Here is a 21,961-nt window from a genome sequence, read left to right on the forward strand (position 1 = left end):
GCGATCACTATTGCATTATGACGCGCCCCAACGTCACTGGCTTGTTAGCCAGTCAACATAATATTTTCGTTTTAATGGTCATTTCAGGATGAAAAAACCAAGCATCAATCGCTATGCGCAGGGACGCTATTACGAGCAGCAGGTTAAACAGTTTCTGCAACAACAGGGGCTTGTCTTTGTTGCAGAGAATGTGAAAATTCGGGGTGGGGAAATTGATCTGATTATGCGTGATAAACAGACATGGGTATTTGTCGAGGTTCGTTTCCGCCAAAACGCAACATATGGTGATGCCATTGCTACAATTACCCAGAGCAAGCGCAGAAAAATATTGTATACAGCTTCTGTCTGGCTGTATCAACGCAACGAGTGTCTGGAAACGGCCTCGTGTCGCTTTGATATTTGTGCAATTACAGGTCAGAAATTTGAATGGCTAAAAAATGCCTTCACCTGAATGAAAACCTATTGCTATACCCAATAGATTTCAAGTAGCAGCTTGAAAGATGAAGGGTATATAGGCTATCACTCTCTACATAAAATAGATTATCAATATATAGGTCATAACGTGCTGGATAGAATTAAAGTCTGCTTTACAGAAAGTATTCAAACTCAAATCGCAGCAGCAGAAGCATTGCCCGACGCGATATCACGCGCCGCAATGATGATGGTTCAATCACTGCTGAATGGCAACAAAATCCTTTGCTGTGGCAATGGCGGCTCTGCCGCGACAGCACAGCGTTTTGCCGCCAGTATGATAAACCGATTTGAGACAGAGCGGCCAAGCCTGCCAGCTCTGTCTCTGAATGCTGATAACGTGGTGATCACTTCCATCGCCAACAGTAAACAGCCAGACGAAATCTACGCCAAACAGGTCAGAGCGCTGGGACATGCTGGAGACGTTCTGCTTGCCATCTCTACGCACGGAAACAGCCGGGATATCATCAAGGCGGTGGAAGCGGCTGTCACGCGCGATATGACGATTGTCGCACTGACCGGTTATGATGGTGGTGAACTAGCAGGCTTACTGGGACCACAGGATGTAGAAATCCGCATCCCTTCGCATCACAGTATCAGAATTCAAGAAGTTCACATGCTGACAATTAACTGTCTGTGCGACTTAATCGATAATACGTTATTTCCTCATCAGGATGACTAAGGAGCTAAATAATGCGGCTATTTTCTCTATTAATAGTATTTTGCAGTGCAATGTTATTGCAGGGATGTATTGGTGCCGCCGTCGTGGGTTCTGCCGCGATTGCGACAAAAGCGGGTAGTGATCCCCGGTCAATTGGTCAACAGGTTGACGATGGCACTCTGGAAGCCCGCGTCAGTAATGCCATCAGCAAAGATCCACAAATTAAGGCACAAGCCCGCATAATTGTGACTGTTTATCAGGGTAGAGTGCTGCTAACTGGACAAAGCCCGGATCTGCAACTGGGTGATCGGGCAAAACAGCTCGCCTCAAAGGTCGAAGGCACTGAAGCGGTATATAACGAAGTCCGTCAAGGTAATCCTGTTGACCTGGGTACGGCCTCTGTAGACACTTGGCTGACAACCAAAGTACGTTCCAAGATTTTAGCCAGTGATTCAGTGAAGTCATCGAATATCAAGGTCGTCACTGAAAATGGTGAAGTCTTTTTGTTTGGTATTGTCACCAGACAGGAAGGTACAGATGCTGCGAAGATAGCCAGTGAAACCAGCGGTGTTAAGCGCGTGACAACGGCATTCACTTATCTCAATTGAGATCCCGTTGAACATCAACTGTACGTATAGCGGCACAAGTCAGTGCCGCTTTTATTTGAGCATCTCATTGCTATCTCAATTTATTTTGTTTCAGATAACTTTCTCCCCCCTAGCAGCCGCATTTGCCGCAAAATCCACTGCTGACGCTGCAACAAGTAAGCTGAAGGCGCATCAACTTTATAACGATGAGGATTGGGTAACACCGCTGCCAGTAATGCCGCTTCAGAGGCAGTCAAACGATTGGCCGATTTACCAAAATAATGCCGTGCCGCCTCTTCCACACCAAAAATGCCATGACCAAATTCAGCAATATTGAGATAGACCGTCAAAATACGTTTCTTTGACCATAACAATTCCAAAACAACGGCCATCCCTGCTTCCAATCCCTTTCTCACCCAACTGCGCCCTTCCCACAAGAACAAATTCTTGGCGGTTTGCTGGGTAATAGTGGAAGCGCCACGTATCCGCTTCTGAAATTTTTTATTATGTGCCATCGCCGTTTCGATAGCCTCAAAATCCAATCCCCAATGTTTTGGAAACTTTTGATCTTCGGCCGCAATGACGGCTAATGTCATATAAGGTGAAATTTGATTCTGATCCATCCATGAGGAACGGGAAACATAAGATAAATTAATTGACATTAAGGCGCTAATTTGACGCTCTGCCATTACCATAGAAAACGGCACCGGCAGAAACGAAAACAAAATTACAGCAACGAACCACAGAATTGTGATCGTAAGCACAATTTTTTTCAACCAGGGCCACAATATTGAAAAAGGATTTTTCATCCGATTACTCAATCATTTCCAATATTTTGCGAACCAATTTATCAATTCCTTGTTCAGCCTGAGATAGAGATTCCGCAAGCATATAGGCTGGAGTTGTTACAATTTTGTTTTTAAAATCAATAACAATGTCATCAACTGGGCACTCAATGTGAATTCCTCCCATTGCCTCTATTTGTGCCGCAGTTTCTGGGTCATTACCGATGGTTACTTTTATCGGCCTGCCTAATATTTTAGCTACCATGACGGGAGCAATGCACATGAACCCCATAGGTTTACCCTGCTGATGCATAGAACGCACTATACTTAATAAATCTTTATTTATTTCACATTCTGATCCTTTAAATGCGAAATTACACAAATTCTTAGCGACGCCAAAACCACCAGGAATAATCAGCGCATCCAAGGTATTAATATCAACCTGAGATAAAGGCTGGATATTTCCGCGTGTTATTCGAGCAGACTCCTGCATTATGTGGCGAGTTTCTTTTTCCTCCTTTCCATTAAGGTGATTAATTACATGATGTTGTAATTCATCAGGTGAAAAAAAAGACACTTTAGCACCCAAGCGACTTAAAGAGAGCATAGTCAGGACTGATTCGTGAATTTCACTTCCGTCATAGACTCCGCATCCACTTAATATAACTGCAACGCATTTCATATTTATCTCCATTTGTAGTAGATTAATGCTTAACCCCTTAGAGGGTTAAACACCAATCTTCATCACAGATTTTAATGAATCTTGTAACAAAAAATCTTATCTTTGCTATGTTGGTACCTGTGTTCAGTACGGAAGAATTTTTTAACTACTCGCGCTGAAAATAAATTTTAGATAAGCGGGTAGACAAGTTTCCCTGGTGTTGGCGCAGTATTCGCGCACCCCAACTTCGGTTGGGGTTATTTTTTTGTAGCGTCAGTTAACCAGTTTCTCAATGTTTCCGTATCACTTCTCCATTCCAATTTTAACTCATCCACCCATTCTTGAACGTTATCCCACCATGCAGGTAAATCAGGTGATTGAATCTGCTGTGCCAATTGCTGTAAGTGACGTAATCCAACAGAACCCGCCGCTCCCTTGATTTTATGGGCCTCCTCCGTGATCCCTTTCTGATCCCTCGCGGTCATGTTTGAATCCAACAAGGCAAGATAACTTGGCATCATGGTTTCAAACATTTTCAGGTTATCAGCAATCATTTTTGGCCCGACCAAATCGATATATTGATTGAGCATCTCTGTATCAAGTAAATCTTCGTTCTTCTTCACAACCTTTGTCTCCTGTAATGTCTGTTCAGGCTTAGGCGCCTTACCCCAGAATTTCTCCATCACGGCGGTTAACTCCTTGACAGAGAGCGGCTTACTGAGCACATCATCCATTCCCACATCAAGATATTCTCTTTTATCCTTCAACACATTGGCAGTCAACGCAACCAATGGAGGAAGTGACTGACTTGGATAGCGCTGGTGTAATTGACGGGCAATATCCAGCCCAGTCATATCCGGCAACTGAATATCAAGTAACACTAAGTCATATTCATCAGGATCAAACATCATCAATGCGTCATGACCATTCATGGCAACATCGACGCTATTTCCCAATTTCTCCAGAACGGAGCGGGCAACAATAACGTTCAGTTCAATATCTTCAACCAACAGGATGTTGAGTGCAGGCAATGGCAATTCGCTCTCTTCTTGTCCTTCTGATTTTTCATCAACAGCAGGGGCAACAATAGACAATGTAAAACAGGAGCCTTGATCCACTGTGCTTTCCACGACAATATCTCCCCCCATACTTTGGGCAAGGCGTTTAGAGACGGCAAGCCCGATACCGGTTCCGGTTGCCGGGCGCCCACCCGCACTGTCTGTTACCTGATAATACATGGCGAAAATTTTTTCCAACTCACTAGAAGGAATGCCAATTCCGGAATCGGTGACTTCAAATAACAGCCGCTCGCCTCCTTCACGCCAGATACGAACCCGAATCTCGCCTTTCTGAGTAAATTTCACGGCATTGCCGATCAGGTTCCACAAGATTTGCCGCAAACGGGTGCCATCAGTCAAAATTTTGGCGGGCAATGGTAATTCCGGTTCCAGTACAAACCGAATGCCTTTCGGCTGCGCCAGTAGCCCTGACAGGTTTTCCAAATCAGCCATAAAGCCCGTGAAGTCAATCTGCTGGTTATCAAGCTGGACTTTACGGCGCTCAATTTTATCCAACTCAATAATATCATTGAAAATATTACCAAGAGTGATAGCACTGACATGGATAGTTTTCAGATATTTACACTGTTCTGGCGTCAGATCAGTGTCCATCAGGATGCGACTCAGACCAACAATGCCATTCAAAGGCGTACGAAGCTCATGGCTAATCGTTGAGATAAAGGTCGTCTTATCCCTGCTGGCATTCTCCAACGCGTCCTGGTAGCGTTTACGTTCCGTTATATCGCGCCCAAACCCCATCAGACCGTGCCTTTTCCCAACGCGATCATAAAAAGGAACTTTTCTGAGTTCAAAACAGGCTTTACGTGCATCGGGATAAACCAACCACTGTTCGTAAGTCAACGATACATTGTGACGAAACACTTTTTCATCGGTTTCCATCACCTTACTGGCGACTTCTTTGTCGTAAACCTCCGTCGGTGTCAGGCCGATAAGTTGTTTTTCACTTTTGCCCGTCAGCAGTTCCATCGCACGGTTACAACCGGAAAATTCATTGTCTTCATTACGGTAATAAACCAAGTCGGGAGAAGCATCAAGAAATGAACGCAGCAGAATCGATTGCTGCTCAAGTGCACTCTGGGTTTTTTCACGCTGTTCCATTTCCGACTTTAATTTATCCAACAGTACCAGATGCGTTTTTTCTGCTTTTTCTCTGTCATTGATTTCATGATTTAATTGAGCAATATTTTCTTTAAGTTGCAGGTTCAATTTGGCATCCCGCTGACGCATTTCCTCCAGTTTTGCGACCAGGCTGGATAAACGTTGGCGGGATTCTTCAAGTTGCTCCACCACGATGGAAAGAAAATAAACCGCCCAAGGCGTGATCAATAAACCAAAAAAGATGGAACCAATTAAATCAGTTCGTTGTACTTCTCCACGCCAGTGTAAAGTGATTGCTATCTGTATCACCATCGCAAGGATAATGAGAACAGATGCAAGCAGTAACGAAAAACGCACCAGCCCTAATTTCATCATCAAATCGACATAATACTGGGCAAATCTCCTGATCCGCTTCATAACAACTCCAAGTAAAATCACCAGATTGAATCATAACGTAAAACAAACTCAACTTTGTTGAGGGATATCACCCCAACACCCACAAGAATAAATAGTCATAAAAATAGAATAATTAATCGATATTTATTTTAAAAATTATTTTAGAACAAAAAGCAATCAATTATTTATTCTCAGTCAACATAAAATACACAACTTAATTCCATTAAATAAAATTAATTAAGATTAAAATATCGCAATAATACATTTTAAAAGAATATTTAAAATAAATATTATGCAGTATTTAGTGATATAGCTCACAACATCTCAGATTAATGATCTCAGTCACAAAATACAAAATGACGATTATTTTTATTTTAATTCAAATAGATATAATTATTCCTGTTGTAAAAAACGCGATCTAGCACGATTTGACCTGCTCTATTTTTCTCGCTAAGTTGGGAATCCACTGAAAATCACTTGTCGGATAATTCTCCGACTCATATTTATGCAGTGTCCTTATGCAGTGACATAACATCATTTTGATTTACCGCTTGTTATTGCCAATAAAGCAAGTGGTGTTTAGCTGAGGGCGCAAATCAGACGCCTGTAGCAATAATATATACCTATATCACCTTGCGGGTGATGTGAGAGTCGGACAGACCTTGGGGAGCTCTACCATGTTGTATGATAAATTGCAGGAAAAAGATAACTGTGGCTTTGGATTAATTGCGCACATTGAAGGGGAGCAAAGCCACAAGGTTGTGCGCACAGCCATACATGCGCTGGCTCGGATGCAGCATCGCGGCGCAATTCTGGCAGATGGCAAAACGGGCGATGGCTGCGGCTTATTAATGCAAAAGCCAGATCGGTTTTTCCAGATGATCGCCAGCGATCAGTCATGGCGGCTCGCCAAAAACTACGCTGTCGGCATGCTGTTTTTAAGTCAGGATGCCAAAATTGCCCAATCATGTCGTGACATTGTCGAACAAGAATTACAAAACGAAACCCTGTCCATTGTGGGTTGGCGGGAAGTCCCCATCAACCGCGATATTTTGGGCAAGATTGCCCTGTCAAGCCTCCCTCGTATTGAGCAGATTTTTGTCAATGCCCCGGCCGGATGGCGGGCGCAAGATCTGGAACGCCGTTTGTTCGTTGCCCGACGCCGTATAGAGAAACACATCACTGATGACGATTTTTATGTTTGCAGCCTGTCCAATCTCGTCACGATTTACAAAGGACTGTGCATGGCTGCTGATTTGCCGCGCTTCTACCTCGATTTGGCGGATTTGCGGATGGAATCTTCTATCTGCCTATTTCACCAAAGATTTTCAACCAATACGGTTCCTCGCTGGCCGCTGGCACAACCGTTTCGCTATCTCGCCCACAACGGGGAAATCAATACCATCACCGGCAATCGCGAATGGGCAAGAGCAAGAACCTATAAATTCCGGACACCACTGATCCCCGACTTACAAACCGCTGCGCCTTTCGTCAATGAAACTGGCTCAGATTCCAGTTCACTGGACAATATGCTGGAATTGTTCCTCAATGGCGGCATGGATTTAATTCGGGCAATGCGCCTGCTAGTTCCTCCCGCATGGCAAAATAATCCTGATATGGATGATGACCTGCGTGCATTCTTCGACTTCAACTCCATGCACATGGAGCCGTGGGATGGGCCTGCTGGCATTGTGATTTCCGATGGACGCTATGCAGCCTGTAATTTGGATCGCAACGGCCTGCGCCCCGCCCGTTATGTGATTACCAAAGATAAGCTGATCACTTGTGCTTCCGAAGTGGGCATTTGGGACTACCAACCTGATGAAGTCGTAGAAAAAGGACGCGTTGGCCCAGGTGAGTTAATGGTAATCGACACCTATGAAGGCCGCATTCTCCATTCCGCTGAAACCGATAATGATTTGAAAATCCGCCATCCTTACAAAGAGTGGCTGGAAAAAAACGTCAAACAACTGATCCCATTTGAGAAACTGCCGGAAGATCAAATCGGTCAGCGTGATTTAGATGATCGGATGCTGGCGACTTATCACAAACAATTTGCCTACAGCAATGAAGAGCTGGATCAAATTATCCGTGCACTCGGTGAGAATGGGCAGGAAGCCACGGGCTCAATGGGGGATGATACTCCGTTTGCGGTACTTTCCAGCCGTCCACGCGTCATTTATGACTATTTTCGTCAGCAATTCGCCCAAGTCACCAATCCCCCCATCGATCCACTGCGTGAAGCTCATGTCATGTCGCTGGCGACCCGTATTGGGCGGGAAATGAACGTCTTTTGTGAAGCAGAAGGTCAGGCGCATCGGCTGAGTTTTGAGTCCCCTGTGCTGCTCTATTCTGATTTTGTGCAGCTCACGACACAGCAAGAATCCTACTATCACGCTGAAACACTGGATTTGACGTTTAATCCACAGGAAACCAACCTCAAAAGTGCTGTCGCAACGTTGTGCAGACAAGCTGAAGAACTGATTCGCAACGGGGCGGTATTGCTGGTTCTGTCTGACCGCAATATTTCACCAGAAAAATTGCCTATTCCCGCCCCCATGGCTGTCGGAGCTATCCAGCACTGTCTGGTTGAGAAAAGTCTCCGCTGTGATGCTAACCTGATCGTAGAAACCGCCAGCGCCCGCGATCCACACCATTTTGCCGTGCTATTGGGCTTTGGTGCCACTGCGGTTTACCCCTATCTGGCGTATGAGTCACTGGGAAAAATGGTGGACGATGGCACGATCAACGCGCCATATGTCCGCGTTATGCTGAACTATCGCAACGGCATCAATAAAGGGCTATATAAGATTATGTCCAAAATGGGCATTTCCACTATTTCCTCTTATCGCTGCTCCAAATTATTCGAAGCCGTCGGCCTGCATTCCGATGTGACAGATCTTTGTTTCAATGGCGTTGTCAGCCGTATTGAAGGGGCAGATTTCAACGATTTTGAACAAGATCTGCGTAATCTCTCCAAACGGGCGTGGTTACATCGCCATACCATTGATCAAGGGGGATTGCTAAAATATGTCCATGATGGGGAATATCACGCTTATAACCCCGATGTCGTCAATACATTGCAGGCGGCTGTTCACAGTGGCAAATACAGTGATTACCAGAAATATTCCCAGTTAGTGAACAGCCGCCCCGCCACGACGCTGAGAGATCTGCTCGCCATTTCTTCTAAAGCAGAGCCCATCGCCATTGAGGAAGTCCAACCAGCCGAATCCCTGTTCAAACGTTTTGACACGGCTGCCATGTCAATTGGAGCCCTAAGCCCTGAAGCGCATGAAGCACTGGCTGAGGCGATGAATACGCTGGGCGGTTTTTCCAATTCTGGTGAAGGAGGGGAAGATCCTGCGCGTTATGGCACGAAGAAAGTGTCCCGCATTAAACAAGTCGCTTCCGGACGTTTCGGGGTAACACCCGCGTATCTGAGCAGTGCTGATGTGATCCAGATAAAAGTTGCCCAAGGAGCAAAACCAGGGGAAGGCGGCCAGTTGCCGGGGGATAAGGTAACGCCTTATATCGCCAAACTGCGCTATTCCGTGCCGGGTGTGACGCTGATTTCACCACCGCCGCATCACGATATTTATTCTATCGAAGATTTGGCTCAGTTAATTTTCGACCTTAAGCAAGTCAATCCGAAAGCGCTGATTTCAGTCAAACTGGTTTCAGAACCGGGAGTAGGAACTATCGCTACGGGTGTAGCAAAAGCCTATGCGGATTTGATCACCATTGCCGGTTATGACGGAGGAACCGGCGCAAGCCCGCTGTCATCAGTGAAATATGCCGGCTGTCCATGGGAGCTGGGTCTGGTAGAAACTCAACAGGCGCTAGTCGCCAATGGGCTACGCCATAAAATACGCCTTCAGGTTGATGGCGGATTGAAAACAGGCATGGATATCATTAAGGCCGCCATTTTAGGTGCGGAAAGTTTCGGCTTCGGCACGGGGCCAATGGTTGCCCTCGGGTGTAAATATCTGCGGATCTGCCATCTGAATAACTGTGCCACTGGCGTGGCAACGCAAGATGAAAAATTGCGCAAGTCTCACTATCATGGTCTGCCTGAGCGCGTGATCAATTACTTCCGTTTCATTGCGCAGGAGACACGTGAGCTCATGGCGCAACTGGGCATACGGGAATTAACGGATCTGATTGGTCGGACAGACTTACTGCAAATATTGGAAGGCATTTCTGCCAAGCAAAGTAAGCTCAACCTTGAGCCGCTGCTGGAAACAGCACAACCCCACGAAGGCAAGGATCTGCATTGTACTGAAGATAACCCGTCATTTGATCAGGGTATTTTGAATAAAGATATCATCAAGCAGGCTATGCCTTATGTGAAAAATTCACAGAGTAAAAAGCTCTATTTTGATATCCAAAATACTGATCGTTCCGTCGGAGCCTCACTGTCAGGTGAAATCGCAGCGTTGCATGGTGATCAGGGACTGGCAGCCGATCCCATAAAGTTACACTTCACAGGAACAGCCGGACAAAGTTTTGGCGTCTGGAATGCGGGTGGTGTCGAATTGACATTAACTGGCGATGCCAATGATTATGTCGGCAAGGGGATGGCGGGTGGTCAAATTGTCATTCGACCTCCGGTTGGTTCTGCATTCAGAAGTAACGAAGCGACCATCATCGGTAATACCTGTCTTTATGGTGCAACAGGCGGAAAATTGTTTGCCGCCGGAAATGCAGGCGAGCGCTTTGCCGTACGCAACTCAGGTGCCATCACGGTTATCGAAGGCATCGGTGATAATGGCTGTGAATATATGACCGGTGGGATCGTCTGTGTTCTGGGCAGCACAGGGGTGAATTTTGGCGCTGGCATGACTGGCGGATTCGCTTACGTTCTTGATGAATTTGATGATTTCCGCAAGCGAGTCAACCCAGAATTGGTCGAAGTACTCTCAATAGATACCTTGGCCATTCACAAAGAACACTTGCGTGGATTGATCACCGAACACGTCCGATTGACTGGCTCCCAGCATGGCGAAAGCATACTGGAAAACTGGTCACAATGGGTCAATAAATTCGCGCTGGTTAAACCTAAATCCAGTGATGTCAGTGCATTGTTGGGGCACCGCAGCCGTTCTTCCGCAGAATTACGGGTTCAGGCGCAGTAAGGAGTCAAAAATGAGTCAGAACGTTTATCAATTTATCGACTTACAACGTGTCGATCCCCCAAAAAAACCGTTGAAAATCCGCAAAATAGAATTTGTGGAAATTTATGAGCCTTTTTCTGAAATGCAAGTTGAGGCACAGGCAGATCGCTGCCTTTCATGTGGGAATCCCTATTGTGAGTGGAAATGCCCTGTACACAACTATATTCCGAACTGGCTGAAACTCGCGAATGAAGGCCGGATTATTGAAGCGGCGGAACTCTCCCACCGAACGAACAGCCTGCCAGAAGTCTGCGGACGAGTTTGTCCGCAAGATCGCCTGTGTGAAGGTGCCTGTACGCTGAATGATGACTTTGGTGCTGTTACCATCGGCAATATTGAACGTTACATTAACGACACCGCCATTGCGATGGGCTGGAAGCCGGATATGTCAGACGTGATCCCGACAGGCAAACGTGTGGCAGTGATTGGAGCCGGACCTGCGGGGCTGGCCTGTGCGGATGTCCTAACCCGCAACGGCGTACAAGCGGTAGTTTACGATCGCCACCCTGAAATTGGCGGCTTGCTCACGTTTGGCATTCCTGCTTTCAAACTGGAAAAAGAGGTGATGATCCGCCGCCGTGAAATCTTCTCCGAAATGGGTATCGAATTCCGCTTAAACACGGAGATAGGCAAAGACATCACGCTTGCTGAACTCACCGAGCAATTTGATGCTGTGTTTCTGGGCGTGGGGACTTATCAGTCTATTCATGGCGGACTCGAGAACGAAGATGCTGACGGAGTCTATGACGCCCTGCCCTTCTTAATCGCCAATACCCGTCATTTAATGGGCTACCCCGCGTTACCGAAACAGCCTTATGTTGATATGAAAGGTCAGCGCGTTCTGGTACTTGGAGGCGGCGATACAGCAATGGATTGCGTGCGCACTTCTGTTCGCCAAGGCGCAACCCATGTCATCTGTGCTTATCGGCGGGATGAAGGTAATATGCCAGGCTCCCGTCGTGAAGTGAAAAATGCCAAGGAAGAAGGTGTAGATTTTCAGTTTAACCTTCAGCCGCTCAGTATTGAGATCAATAGCGCAGGTCAAGTTTGCGGCGTCAAAGTCGCGAAAACACAACTTGGCGAAATGGACGAAAAAGGCCGCCGTCGAGCTGAAATCATTCAGGGCTCCGCATTTCTGATCGAAACTGATGCCGTAATCACGGCGTTTGGTTTCAAACCTCACAACATGCACTGGCTGAACGCGCATCAGATCAATCTCGATCAGCAGGGACGTATTGTTGCTCCTGAAGCCAGCGATCTTCCCTTCCAAACCAGCAATCCTAAAATATTCGCAGGCGGGGACGCCGTTCGTGGCTCCGATTTAGTGGTTACTGCGATTGCAGAAGGTAGAAAAGCGGCATCCGGTATTCTCGACTATCTTGAGGTTTAATCCCTACCCACTGTTTCTTCCATTATTTCTCCGGCCTTTTGACCGGAGAAAATTTCAAAAATTTAGAAACGAGTTCACTTTTATCTCTTCTTTACTCCCATATTAGTTGTATTTTTTTGCTTTATGCGACTATTCTTATAACCTAAAGGTAAATATTCCGATTTAATCTACTGTGTTAATACAGCAAAAAATCTTATTTCTTTTCTCAAAGAGAAGACGATTTTTTAGTGCAATTAGTTAAACGATATCCAAACAAAGATTAAATAATAGTTAATTAATTAAATAATAACTATTAATTGACAATGACTGGAAGAAATAGATGCGCTTACTCACACAGATACTTTTATTCTCTTTCATATCCTTAATGAGCTCACCCTCAATTGCTCATTTATCGACACAAGCGGAAATCCTGCAACAAGTGCGAGAAAGAGGTGTAAATGCCGTTGTTGCGGAATTAGGAGAAAGTAGAAAAAGGGATGAAATCGCCTATAACATTACAACAGGTGAAAGTCAGTGGCTGAGAGTTGCATTTACGCTATCCCCCAATATGCATTCCGAATTTTCGAAACAACTTCTTTGCTCTTTATCTTTTGCCTTAATTAATAACCCTGTAGAAGTCTTATCGCTGTCGAAAAAATATAATTCATTCTCATCAGATCAGATCTGCGATATACCGCCAACTTTAAAAGGCTTGGACGAAAGGACAAGTTTTATTGAAAAGCTGTCTAACAGCCTGAATGCAGCCAGAAAATCTAATTCCGGAAAAAATAATGAAAATATAGAAAATTGCCTGTGGAGACTATGGAGACTAGCTCAAACTTTATAGTACATTTTTGATTCCCAGACGAGTGCCTCTATAAAAGCGGGTACCACTAAAAATAATAAAGGAGACCAAAATCTCCTTTATTTTCTATATTGTAACTGTACCTAGTTGCCTGTTTATTTTACAACACGCAAAGTTGGACGACCTTTTGGAGGTTGAGGGGGTTCGTCATCCGATGAACCATTATCACGAGCAATTTTAGCGTCACTGATAAGCACCAGATTATCCGCTATAGGAGCATCCGAATCTTCCGGTTCGAAACCTACCTTATAGGCAGATTCCGGCTCAAACATCATTCCTGCTCCATTTTCACGACCATAAACCGCAATCACTGCCGCCATTGGAACAGAGACCTGACGCCCTACACCACCAAAGCGGGCATTGAACCGAACTTCATCGTTAGTCAATTCCAGATTGCCAACAGCCCTCGGCGAAATATTCAGGATGATTTGCCCATCGTTCGCATATTCCATCGGGACATTCACCCCATACAGGGTGACATCCACGACAAGATGCGGAGTCATTTCATTATCCAGCAGCCATTCATAATGCGCCCGCAATAAATAAGGACGACGTGGAGACATTTGAATCATCTCCATAAATTAGCCCCGTGATGGTAAACGCATTTCACGTTCTGCTTCCGTCAGTGAAGCCAAAAATGCGTCACGTTCAAATACACGCTGCATATAGACCTGGATATCTTTTGCACCTGACCCAGACAACTCTACACCTAATACAGGCAAACGCCACAGCAGCGGCGAAAGGTAGCAATCCACCAGACTAAACTCTTCACTCATGAAGAAAGGCATGTCTCTGAAAATAGGCGCCATGGCCAATAATTCTTCAGCAAGCTGTTTCCGGGCAGCATTGGCTTCCTGAGTATTCCCTCCCTGAATTTTATACATCAGGGAATACCAGTTTTTTTCAATTCTATGCATCATCAAACGGCTGCTACCACGTGCAACCGGATATACAGGCATGAGTGGTGGATGTGGAAAACGCTCATCCAGATATTCCATAATGATGCGAGAATCATACAGAGTCAATTCACGATCAACGAGAGTAGGAACCGTCTGATAAGGATTCAGATCAATTAAATCCTGAGGCAAATTGCCTGCTTCAACGTGTTCAATCTCAACGCTGACTCCTTTTTCCGCCAGCACAATTCGCACTTGATGGCTAAAAATGTCGGTCGAGCCGGAAAACAGAGTCATTACCGAACGTTTGTTGGCAGCGACAGCCATGAAAACCTCCAAGTTTATCTAAACAAAGGAACGAACAGCCCTTCAGTGAAAAACGGCTATTCTCGCTCATATTCTCATCCTGTTTCGCACTTATTATCCGAGGGTATATTGAAACCCCTGCCAAATCAGGCTCATTCATGGATAAGGCAAAAAATTATCACTAGTCTACCAGATTTTGCACATTTTGTGGGGAAGTACATTGAGAATTAATGATGAAATATCAGAATCTAGTTATTTATTTCTGTAATACGCTAGTTTTTGGGAAAAAAGGCTATTCACCAAAGGAAGGAAAATCAGATGATAAAAAAACCCGCCATATAAATGACGGGTTTCAACTTTAACCCATCGCCACAGCCGTGGCAACAAATTAACGTTTGGAGAACTGTGGACGACGACGTGCTTTGCGCAGACCCACTTTTTTACGTTCAACTTCACGAGCATCGCGAGTAACGAAGCCAGCTTTGCGAAGATCAGAACGCAGAGTCTCGTCATAAGCCATCAGTGCACGGGTGATACCGTGACGGATTGCGCCTGCCTGACCAGAAATACCACCACCTTTAACAGTGATGTACAGATCCAGTTTGCCTAACATGTCAACCAACTCCAGTGGCTGACGAACAACCATGCGTGCAGTTTCACGACCGAAGTAAACTTCGAGGCTACGTTGGTTGATTACGATGTTACCGCTACCTGGCTTAATAAAGACACGAGCGGAGGAGCTTTTGCGGCGACCAGTGCCGTAGTATTGATTTTCAGCCATTGCCTATAATCCCGATTAAATGTCCAGAACTTGTGGTTGCTGTGCCGCGTGGTTGTGCTCGCTGCCCGCGTAAACTTTCAGTTTACGGTACATTGCACGACCCAGTGGCCCTTTTGGCAGCATGCCTTTAACCGCGATTTCAATGACACGCTCAGGACGGCGGGCAATCATCTCTTCAAAGGTCGCTTGCTTGATACCACCGATGTGGCCAGTGTGGTGATAGTAGATTTTGTCAGCACGTTTGTTGCCAGTTACAGCAACTTTTTCGGCGTTAACAATAATGATGTAATCACCAGTATCAACGTGCGGAGTATATTCCGCTTTATGCTTGCCGCGCAGGCGACTAGCGATTTCAGTTGCAAGACGGCCTAAAGTTTTGCCATCTGCGTCAACAACATACCAGTCGCGTTTTACGGTTTCTGGTTTAGCTGTAAAAGTTTTCATTAAAGCTTACCCAATTATAAGTTACACGTTGGTGAACACTCGATGTTCAGAAACTGTTTTTGAGGTTCACACGACTTTTGTCCAGCAAACCTACCCCTTCGAATAGCCTATGCCGGCACTAATGCAAGTTTTTGGGAAAAAAATCTTGCTGTAACGTGGGGTCGCAAGATTATAGAGAAGTCATCATAAAAAATCGACCCCCAATTCAATAATTATCCTGCCAGATAACGACAATCTCGATTTTTCTTACGGATCAAAGCCAGATATCAGGGCAAATGAGGAAGTTTCAAATATTCCTCACTCTGCATCTCCTGCAAGCGGGACAGACAACGCCGATATTCAAATGTCAGCAATTCCCCTTGATAAATCCGCTCCATCGGCGCTTCAGCATTGATGATGAGTTTTACATGGCGTTCATAGAATTCATCCACCAATGCAAGAAAACGCCGAGCTGCGCTTTCATCCAATGCAGTCATAGCTGGCGTATCATGCAGCAGGACAGAATGATAAAGCTTCGACAACGCAATGTAATCCAACGGACTGCGGGGATCGTCACACAAGGTTTTGAAATTGATGGCCAGCACCCCGTCAACACTGCTGATGGCAGGCATACTGCGATGGTTAATCTCCAATACCGGATTCGGTTCTCCTTTCCGTCCCGCCAGACGCTGAAACATGCGATGCATTTCCTGTCGGTTATCTTCCGATAATGGCGTGAGATAAAGATGCGCCTGAGTCAGCGTGCGCAACCGATAATCGATACCCGCATCCACATTCATCACATCGCAGTATTTTTTGATTTGCTCAATGGCTGGCAGGAACCGCGCGCGCTGCAAGCCATTTCGGTACAATTCATCAGGTGGAATATTTGATGTTGCCACCAAGGCAATTCCTCGCTTAAACAGAGCTTCCAGCAAGGTACCGAGGATCATGGCATCTGTAATGTCCGAAACAAAAAACTCATCGAAGCAGAGCACATCAGTCTGCGCCTTAAAGCCATCAGCTATCACATCCAAGGGATTTTCGTGCCCCTGTAAAACGGTTAATTCTTCATGTACCCGCAACATAAAACGATGAAAATGGAGACGTAGTTTTCGGTCGGTTGGCAGGCTCTGGAAAAACATATCCATCAACCATGTTTTCCCACGCCCGACGCCGCCCCACATATAAAGCCCCTGAACCGGCCGCTGCTGCTCTGTTGATAAGCCGCCAAATAACCTGCCCAGTATGCTTTTCAGTCCACTTGAAGGTAAAACATGCTCCGGAGAACGATTACTGAGATCGTGATGCATAATATCCAAGCGGGCAACGGTATTACGCTGCACTTCATCAGGTTGGTACTGGCCTTCTGACAGTGCAGATTGATAGAGAGACGAAGGTGTAATCGGTAACATCAAAATGACAATCCTTAAAAATTTTTGTTCTCAGCACGATTCATTGTACTGGTAAAAATCGCGCTAATCTTTTCTGTTTGAGTTCGTTATATTTGTTCCAATTTTTCATACTTTTTTCCATATCCTCTCTCAATTTCGCCAATAACTCACGACGTATCATCGCAAATTTGTATAAAATTGACACATCAAGTGGTGTATAAATTAATTAATAATCAATATTCCACTCTGACTTAATTAGCGGTTATAGTGATAGCAATGGTATTGAGACATTGTGGAACACTATTGCCGAACACTGAAGTTAATAAAGGGGTTGCCATGACTTGGGAATATGCACTGATTGGGTTAGTTATTGGTTTTATCGTTGGCGCACTGGCTGTCCGCTTTGGCAGTTCAAAACTGCGTCAGCAAAATGCAGCACAGGCCGAACTGGAGAAGAATCGGGCAGAGTTGGAAGAATATCGTAAGGAGCTGGTCAGCCATTTTGCCCACAGTGCTGAATTACTTGATAATATGGCACGCGATTATCGCCAACTGTATCAGCACATGGCCAAAAGTTCCAACGAACTGATGCCAAACATGCCAATACAGGATAATCCCTTCAATTATCGCCTGACTGAATCTGAAGCCGATAAAAGTAAAGTCACCGCCAATATGCCTCCACGGGACTATTCTGAGGGTGCATCCGGCCTATTCCGCCCAATTCAAGATAAAAAACAGTAAATTCTCCGGCCGTGGTAACCTGTTGATACCACGGCTCATTGGCTTTATTGACATTAAAGAGTTTTGTTTTTTAATTTTAATTCACGTAAATACCTGTAAAGAAACACGGCAAAACGACATTGTTAGTGAACTTTGCTGAATAATTGAGAGTCATAACAGCATCGAAACAATTATGCTTAAAACCTATCCCAATAAGCGTAATTCCCAAGGAAAATGAAATTTCCTGACAGGATAGGTCTTTTAAGTACGATTTCCCTTTCTGGCTTAGGTATTAAGAGAACGTATTCAATGAAAAGAAAAAACACATTGCTCAGCGCACTTGCGATCAGTATTGGATTATCTTTAGCTTCAGTTCCAGTGGTAGGTAACGCAGCTTTACCTGCCGCAGTGGCTTCTCAGGAATTACCGAGCCTCGCACCAATGCTGGAAAAAGTTCTTCCTTCCGTAGTGACTGTGCATGTCTCGGGCACAGAAGTTCAAAATCAGCAGCAGCTTCAGTTACCAGAAGACTTTCAATTTTTCTTTGGGCCAGGTTTTCCTCCACAGGAGCAAAGAAGCCGTCCATTCAAAGGATTAGGCTCTGGGGTTATTATCAATGCCAATAAAGGGTATGTGCTGACCAATAGCCATGTTATCGAGAAAGCCAATAAAATCCGGGTTCAATTAAACGATGGCCGTGAATATTCCGCAAAACTCATCGGGCGTGACCTACAGACTGACATCGCACTTTTACAGCTGCAAGATGCCAAGAACCTGACAGCCATTAAATTCGCCGATTCTGATCAACTGCGTGTAGGGGATTATTCCGTCGCCATCGGCAACCCATTCGGGCTGGGGCAGACCGTAACATCGGGGATCATCTCTGCCCTTGGCCGCAGTGGCCTGAATCTGGAAGGTTTGGAAAACTTCATCCAGACCGATGCCTCTATCAACCGAGGTAACTCAGGTGGAGCATTGATCAACCTGAAAGGGGAATTGATCGGCATTAACACTGCGATCCTCGCTCCCGGCGGCGGTAACATCGGCATTGGTTTTGCCATCCCAAGTAACATGGCCAGCAACCTTGCAGACCAGCTCATTGCCCACGGTGAAGTCAAGCGCGGCCTACTCGGTATCAAGGGAACCGAGATGACAGCAGATGTCGCCAAGGCACTCAACGTTGATGCTCAACAAGGTGCATTCGTCAGCGAAGTCATTCCTAAATCGGCTGCGGCTAAAGCTGACATCAAGCCAGGGGATATACTGGTCTCCGTTGACGGCAAAAAAATCACCAGCTTCGCTGAATTGCGTGCGAAGGTTGGTACAACCGCTCCCGGTAAAGCAATCAAAATTGGCCTTCTGCGTAAAGGGAGGCCAATGGAAGTGACCGTAACACTAGAAAATAATGTAACTCAAGAAACCAAGGCTGAAAACTTGAGCGTTGCCCTGCAAGGTGCAATTCTGAGCAACAGCACAGTGAAAAACACACAAGGTGTGAAAGTAGATAAAATTACCCAGAATTCACCTGCCGCAATGTCTGGCTTACAGAATGATGATTTGATTATAGGAGCCAATAACGAGCGAATTCGGAATATCAGCGAGCTGCGTAAACTGCTTGAGACAAAACCACCTGTTATTGCCCTGAACATTTTACGTGGTGATGATAATATCTACTTGTTACTGCGTAATTAATCAATTGAAGATAAAAAACGCGATCTAGTATTACTGACAGACACAGCATAAGCTGTGTCTGCTCGCTTCTATGCTATGCTTCTTTCACTTATTTATTACTGAATAATGCCATGCTGATCAAGTTATTGCGCTCCATATCGATAGGACTACTCATTGCTGCAATCTTATTGGTTACCATACCTTCACTACGCCCCAATGGGTTAAAACATCTCCTGAGTGACAATAGTCGCAACGGCAAACCATACAGTTTCAATCAAGGAGTTCGTCGAGCGGCTCCCGCTGTTGTCAATATCTACAGCAGTAATCTGGGTAGTTTTTCTCATGAAGGCCGGGAACTTCGCCCCTTGGGTTCTGGCGTCATCATGAATGAACAGGGCTATATCCTCACTAACAAACATGTCATCAATAAAGCCGACTCTATTATTGTTGCATTACAAGATGGTCGATTCTATGAGGCGCTGCTGGCCGGCTCGGATGCTCCAACCGATCTGGCTGTCTTAAAGGTCAATGGTAAAAATCTCCCCGTGATCCCGATCAATCACAATCGAGTTGCCCATGTAGGAGATATCGTGCTGGCAATCGGCAATCCTTACAATTTAGGGCAAACCATCACTCAAGGTATTATCAGTGCGACAGGGCGTGTTAGCCTCAGCCCTACACGCCGCCAGAATTTTCTGCAAACAGATGCTTCAATTAATCAGGGAAGCTCCGGCGGTGCACTGGTCAATACGCTGGGGGAATTAGTCGGGATCAATACGCTGACGTTTGATAAGTCAGAATTTGGTGTCACACCTGAAGGCTTGGGGTTTGCCATTCCCACTGAGCTTGCCACGAAAATCATGCATAAACTCATCCGCGATGGGCGGGTCATCAGGGGATATATTGGTATCACAGTCCAAGATTTGCCCCGTATTCGCTCGTCAGACAGCAATATCAACCAAATGCCGGGGTTGCGGGTTTTTGAAGTTGCACCGAGAAGCCCGGCTCAAAAAGTGGGGATCAAAGTAGGAGATATCATTACTAATTTCAATCACCAACCCGCGATTTCTCCGGCAGAGACGATGGATCAAGTCACTGATATCCGCCCTGGCAGTATGGTTCCCATCACCGTGCTGCGTGATGGGCAATCCCTCACCTTCAAGGTTATGGTTGAAGAATTTGACGGCTGAAGAATTTAGCATTTAACGCCTGTAGCAGCTTGCAAGATGAAGAGTATAGCCGACAACTCCGCTGCTTTTTGCTTATTAAATCCTTCGCCCAGTTCGGGCGAAGGATGATATGAGTTCAGTTTAATCAGTCGACTTAATACGCTCGATATTCGCACCTAAACCACGCAGTTTATCTTCGATATGCTCGTAGCCTCGGTCAATATGATAAATACGATCGACTACCGTGGTGCCTTCAGCAATACAGCCAGCCAATACCAAGCTCGCAGAGGCACGCAAATCAGTCGCCATAACCTGAGCGCCAGATAAATTTTCAACACCGTGACAAACTACCGTATTACTCTCGATTTCTGCACGCGCACCCATGCGAATCAACTCGGGAATGTGCATGAAGCGATTTTCAAAGATAGTTTCAGTGATCATGCCAACACCTTCGGCAACCATATTCAACAAGCTGAATTGGGCCTGCATATCCGTCGGAAAGCCCGGATGCGGGGCGGTGCGGAATGTAACCGCCTTTGGTCGCTTGCCGTGCATATCAAGGCTAATCCAATCATCTCCCACCTGAATGTCTGCCCCGGCTTCACGCAGTTTGGATAAAACGGCATCCAATGTGTTCGGCTTGGCATTACGGCAAATCACCTTGCCACGGGAAATGGCGCCAGCGACAAGGAAAGTTCCTGTTTCGATACGATCAGGCAGCACACGATAAACACCGCCTCCCAGACGCTCTACACCTTCAATCACAATGCGATCGGTGCCTGCACCGGTAATTTTCGCGCCCAGTGTATTCAGAAAATCGGCAGTATCTTCGATTTCAGGCTCACGAGCTGCGTTTTCAATGATGGTTGTCCCTTCCGCCAGTGTCGCTGCGGTCATGATGGTGACGGTCGCACCCACACTGACTTTATCCATAACAATACTGGCACCTTTCAAGCGACCATCGACGGAAGCCTTGACGTAACCTTCATTGAGAACAATTTTCGCACCGAGCTGTTCCAGCCCAGAAATGTGCAGATCAACAGGGCGAGCGCCAATGGCACAGCCGCCCGGCAGTGATACCTGCCCTTGACCGAAACGCGCGACCAGTGGCCCCAAGGCCCAAATGGAAGCCCGCATCGTTTTGACCAGTTCATAAGGCGCGCAGTATTCGTTAACGTTACTGGCATCAACAAAAACAGAGCCATTGCGTTTTACTTTGGTTCCCAAACGGTTGAGCAGTTTGATGGTGGTATCAATATCTTTTAATTCAGGCACATTCTGTAATTCAACTGGCTCTTCCGCCAGCAGCGCTGCAAACAGAATGGGTAATGCGGCATTTTTTGCCCCGGAAATAGTAACCTCACCCGATAAGCAGGTAGGCCCTTTCACTCGAAATTTATCCATCTTCATTCTCTTGTTTAATTCAAAGTGTGCTGTTCGCGGCGAGGCAAACAA

The 21,961-nt window shown here is 45.8% G+C and carries 18 protein-coding genes; 9 read left to right on the top strand and 9 right to left on the bottom strand.

Going from position 1 to position 21,961, the window contains the following annotated elements; all coding sequences use genetic code 11:
• Window positions 1-88 precede the first annotated feature (88 nt).
• The 3 genes from NXS07_RS02710 (at window position 89) to dolP (ending at window position 1,740) form a co-directional block, all read left to right on the top strand.
• Window positions 89-451, top strand: coding sequence for a YraN family protein (locus NXS07_RS02710; protein WP_038192558.1), 363 nt, complete (start codon window positions 89-91; stop codon window positions 449-451).
• Window positions 452-562: 111 nt separating this feature from the next.
• Window positions 563-1,153 (top strand): DnaA initiator-associating protein DiaA, encoded by a 591-nt coding sequence (gene diaA / locus NXS07_RS02715; protein ID WP_012990161.1) that lies wholly within the window; start codon window positions 563-565, stop codon window positions 1,151-1,153.
• A gap of 11 nt (window positions 1,154-1,164) precedes the next feature.
• Entirely contained in the window at window positions 1,165-1,740 is a 576-nt protein-coding gene (dolP, locus tag NXS07_RS02720; protein WP_038201437.1) for a division/outer membrane stress-associated lipid-binding lipoprotein, read from the top strand.
• Between the two features lie 80 nt (window positions 1,741-1,820).
• On the opposite strand, the gene mtgA is transcribed toward dolP, so the two are convergent.
• From mtgA to arcB, 3 genes are all read right to left on the bottom strand, one after another.
• Window positions 1,821-2,528, bottom strand: a complete 708-nt coding sequence (gene mtgA / locus NXS07_RS02725; protein ID WP_038201434.1) for a monofunctional biosynthetic peptidoglycan transglycosylase — start codon at window positions 2,526-2,528, stop codon at window positions 1,821-1,823.
• A 4-nt stretch (window positions 2,529-2,532) separates the two neighbouring features.
• Window positions 2,533-3,186 carry an isoprenoid biosynthesis glyoxalase ElbB gene (gene elbB / locus NXS07_RS02730; protein WP_038201431.1) on the bottom strand — a complete coding sequence of 218 codons (654 nt, stop codon included), beginning with the start codon at window positions 3,184-3,186 and terminating at the stop codon, window positions 2,533-2,535.
• A 236-nt stretch (window positions 3,187-3,422) separates the two neighbouring features.
• Window positions 3,423-5,759, bottom strand: a complete 2,337-nt coding sequence (gene arcB, locus NXS07_RS02735) for an aerobic respiration two-component sensor histidine kinase ArcB (protein WP_038215115.1) — start codon at window positions 5,757-5,759, stop codon at window positions 3,423-3,425.
• A 656-nt stretch (window positions 5,760-6,415) separates the two neighbouring features.
• Between arcB and gltB the strand changes: the two genes are divergently transcribed.
• From gltB to NXS07_RS02750, 3 genes are all read left to right on the top strand, one after another.
• Complete coding sequence (gene gltB / locus NXS07_RS02740; RefSeq protein ID WP_258086123.1) at window positions 6,416-10,873, top strand: glutamate synthase large subunit; 4,458 nt, start codon at window positions 6,416-6,418, stop codon at window positions 10,871-10,873.
• Between the two features lie 10 nt (window positions 10,874-10,883).
• Window positions 10,884-12,302 carry a glutamate synthase small subunit gene (locus NXS07_RS02745; protein WP_258086124.1) on the top strand — a complete coding sequence of 473 codons (1,419 nt, stop codon included), beginning with the start codon at window positions 10,884-10,886 and terminating at the stop codon, window positions 12,300-12,302.
• 319 nt (window positions 12,303-12,621) lie between these two features.
• Window positions 12,622-13,128, top strand: coding sequence for a hypothetical protein (locus NXS07_RS02750; RefSeq protein ID WP_038201419.1), 507 nt, complete (start codon window positions 12,622-12,624; stop codon window positions 13,126-13,128).
• Window positions 13,129-13,241: 113 nt separating this feature from the next.
• On the opposite strand, the gene sspB is transcribed toward NXS07_RS02750, so the two are convergent.
• The 5 genes from sspB to zapE form a co-directional block, all read right to left on the bottom strand.
• Window positions 13,242-13,724 carry a ClpXP protease specificity-enhancing factor gene (sspB, locus tag NXS07_RS02755; protein ID WP_038201416.1) on the bottom strand — a complete coding sequence of 161 codons (483 nt, stop codon included), beginning with the start codon at window positions 13,722-13,724 and terminating at the stop codon, window positions 13,242-13,244.
• A 3-nt stretch (window positions 13,725-13,727) separates the two neighbouring features.
• Window positions 13,728-14,369, bottom strand: a complete 642-nt coding sequence (gene sspA, locus NXS07_RS02760) for a stringent starvation protein SspA (RefSeq protein WP_038201413.1) — start codon at window positions 14,367-14,369, stop codon at window positions 13,728-13,730.
• 367 nt (window positions 14,370-14,736) lie between these two features.
• Window positions 14,737-15,129 carry a 30S ribosomal protein S9 gene (gene rpsI / locus NXS07_RS02765; protein ID WP_012990148.1) on the bottom strand — a complete coding sequence of 131 codons (393 nt, stop codon included), beginning with the start codon at window positions 15,127-15,129 and terminating at the stop codon, window positions 14,737-14,739.
• A gap of 15 nt (window positions 15,130-15,144) precedes the next feature.
• Window positions 15,145-15,573 carry a 50S ribosomal protein L13 gene (gene rplM, locus NXS07_RS02770; protein WP_012990147.1) on the bottom strand — a complete coding sequence of 143 codons (429 nt, stop codon included), beginning with the start codon at window positions 15,571-15,573 and terminating at the stop codon, window positions 15,145-15,147.
• 266 nt (window positions 15,574-15,839) lie between these two features.
• Entirely contained in the window at window positions 15,840-16,967 is a 1,128-nt protein-coding gene (gene zapE / locus NXS07_RS02775; RefSeq protein WP_038201410.1) for a cell division protein ZapE, read from the bottom strand.
• Window positions 16,968-17,282: 315 nt separating this feature from the next.
• Between zapE and zapG the strand changes: the two genes are divergently transcribed.
• From zapG to degS, 3 genes are all read left to right on the top strand, one after another.
• Window positions 17,283-17,687, top strand: coding sequence for a Z-ring associated protein ZapG (gene zapG, locus NXS07_RS02780; RefSeq protein ID WP_038192537.1), 405 nt, complete (start codon window positions 17,283-17,285; stop codon window positions 17,685-17,687).
• A gap of 288 nt (window positions 17,688-17,975) precedes the next feature.
• Window positions 17,976-19,358, top strand: a complete 1,383-nt coding sequence (gene degQ, locus NXS07_RS02785; protein WP_038201406.1) for a serine endoprotease DegQ — start codon at window positions 17,976-17,978, stop codon at window positions 19,356-19,358.
• A 110-nt stretch (window positions 19,359-19,468) separates the two neighbouring features.
• Window positions 19,469-20,527, top strand: a complete 1,059-nt coding sequence (gene degS, locus NXS07_RS02790; RefSeq protein ID WP_254851544.1) for an outer membrane-stress sensor serine endopeptidase DegS — start codon at window positions 19,469-19,471, stop codon at window positions 20,525-20,527.
• Between the two features lie 120 nt (window positions 20,528-20,647).
• Here the strand turns inward: degS and murA are convergent, their stop codons facing one another.
• Window positions 20,648-21,910, bottom strand: coding sequence for a UDP-N-acetylglucosamine 1-carboxyvinyltransferase (murA, locus tag NXS07_RS02795; RefSeq protein WP_038249591.1), 1,263 nt, complete (start codon window positions 21,908-21,910; stop codon window positions 20,648-20,650).
• Between the last annotated feature and the right edge of the window lie 51 nt (window positions 21,911-21,961).

This window comes from Xenorhabdus bovienii (assembly GCF_024721015.1).
Taxonomy (GTDB): Bacteria; Pseudomonadota; Gammaproteobacteria; order Enterobacterales; family Enterobacteriaceae; genus Xenorhabdus; species Xenorhabdus bovienii.

Excerpts from the sequence above, each read along its gene's own strand:
- NXS07_RS02710 (WP_038192558.1), top strand. The coding sequence starts at position 89 with ATGAAAAAACCAAGCATCAATCGCTATGCGCAGGGACGCTATTACGAG.
- dolP (WP_038201437.1), top strand. The coding sequence starts at position 1,165 with ATGCGGCTATTTTCTCTATTAATAGTATTTTGCAGTGCAATGTTATTG.
- mtgA (WP_038201434.1), bottom strand. The coding sequence starts at position 2,528 with ATGAAAAATCCTTTTTCAATATTGTGGCCCTGGTTGAAAAAAATTGTG.
- elbB (WP_038201431.1), bottom strand. The coding sequence starts at position 3,186 with ATGAAATGCGTTGCAGTTATATTAAGTGGATGCGGAGTCTATGACGGA.
- arcB (WP_038215115.1), bottom strand. The coding sequence starts at position 5,759 with ATGAAGCGGATCAGGAGATTTGCCCAGTATTATGTCGATTTGATGATG.
- gltB (WP_258086123.1), top strand. The coding sequence starts at position 6,416 with ATGTTGTATGATAAATTGCAGGAAAAAGATAACTGTGGCTTTGGATTA.
- NXS07_RS02745 (WP_258086124.1), top strand. The coding sequence starts at position 10,884 with ATGAGTCAGAACGTTTATCAATTTATCGACTTACAACGTGTCGATCCC.
- NXS07_RS02750 (WP_038201419.1), top strand. The coding sequence starts at position 12,622 with ATGCGCTTACTCACACAGATACTTTTATTCTCTTTCATATCCTTAATG.
- sspB (WP_038201416.1), bottom strand. The coding sequence starts at position 13,724 with ATGGAGATGATTCAAATGTCTCCACGTCGTCCTTATTTATTGCGGGCG.
- sspA (WP_038201413.1), bottom strand. The coding sequence starts at position 14,369 with ATGGCTGTCGCTGCCAACAAACGTTCGGTAATGACTCTGTTTTCCGGC.
- rpsI (WP_012990148.1), bottom strand. The coding sequence starts at position 15,129 with ATGGCTGAAAATCAATACTACGGCACTGGTCGCCGCAAAAGCTCCTCC.
- rplM (WP_012990147.1), bottom strand. The coding sequence starts at position 15,573 with ATGAAAACTTTTACAGCTAAACCAGAAACCGTAAAACGCGACTGGTAT.
- zapE (WP_038201410.1), bottom strand. The coding sequence starts at position 16,967 with ATGTTACCGATTACACCTTCGTCTCTCTATCAATCTGCACTGTCAGAA.
- zapG (WP_038192537.1), top strand. The coding sequence starts at position 17,283 with ATGACTTGGGAATATGCACTGATTGGGTTAGTTATTGGTTTTATCGTT.
- degQ (WP_038201406.1), top strand. The coding sequence starts at position 17,976 with ATGAAAAGAAAAAACACATTGCTCAGCGCACTTGCGATCAGTATTGGA.
- degS (WP_254851544.1), top strand. The coding sequence starts at position 19,469 with ATGCTGATCAAGTTATTGCGCTCCATATCGATAGGACTACTCATTGCT.
- murA (WP_038249591.1), bottom strand. The coding sequence starts at position 21,910 with ATGGATAAATTTCGAGTGAAAGGGCCTACCTGCTTATCGGGTGAGGTT.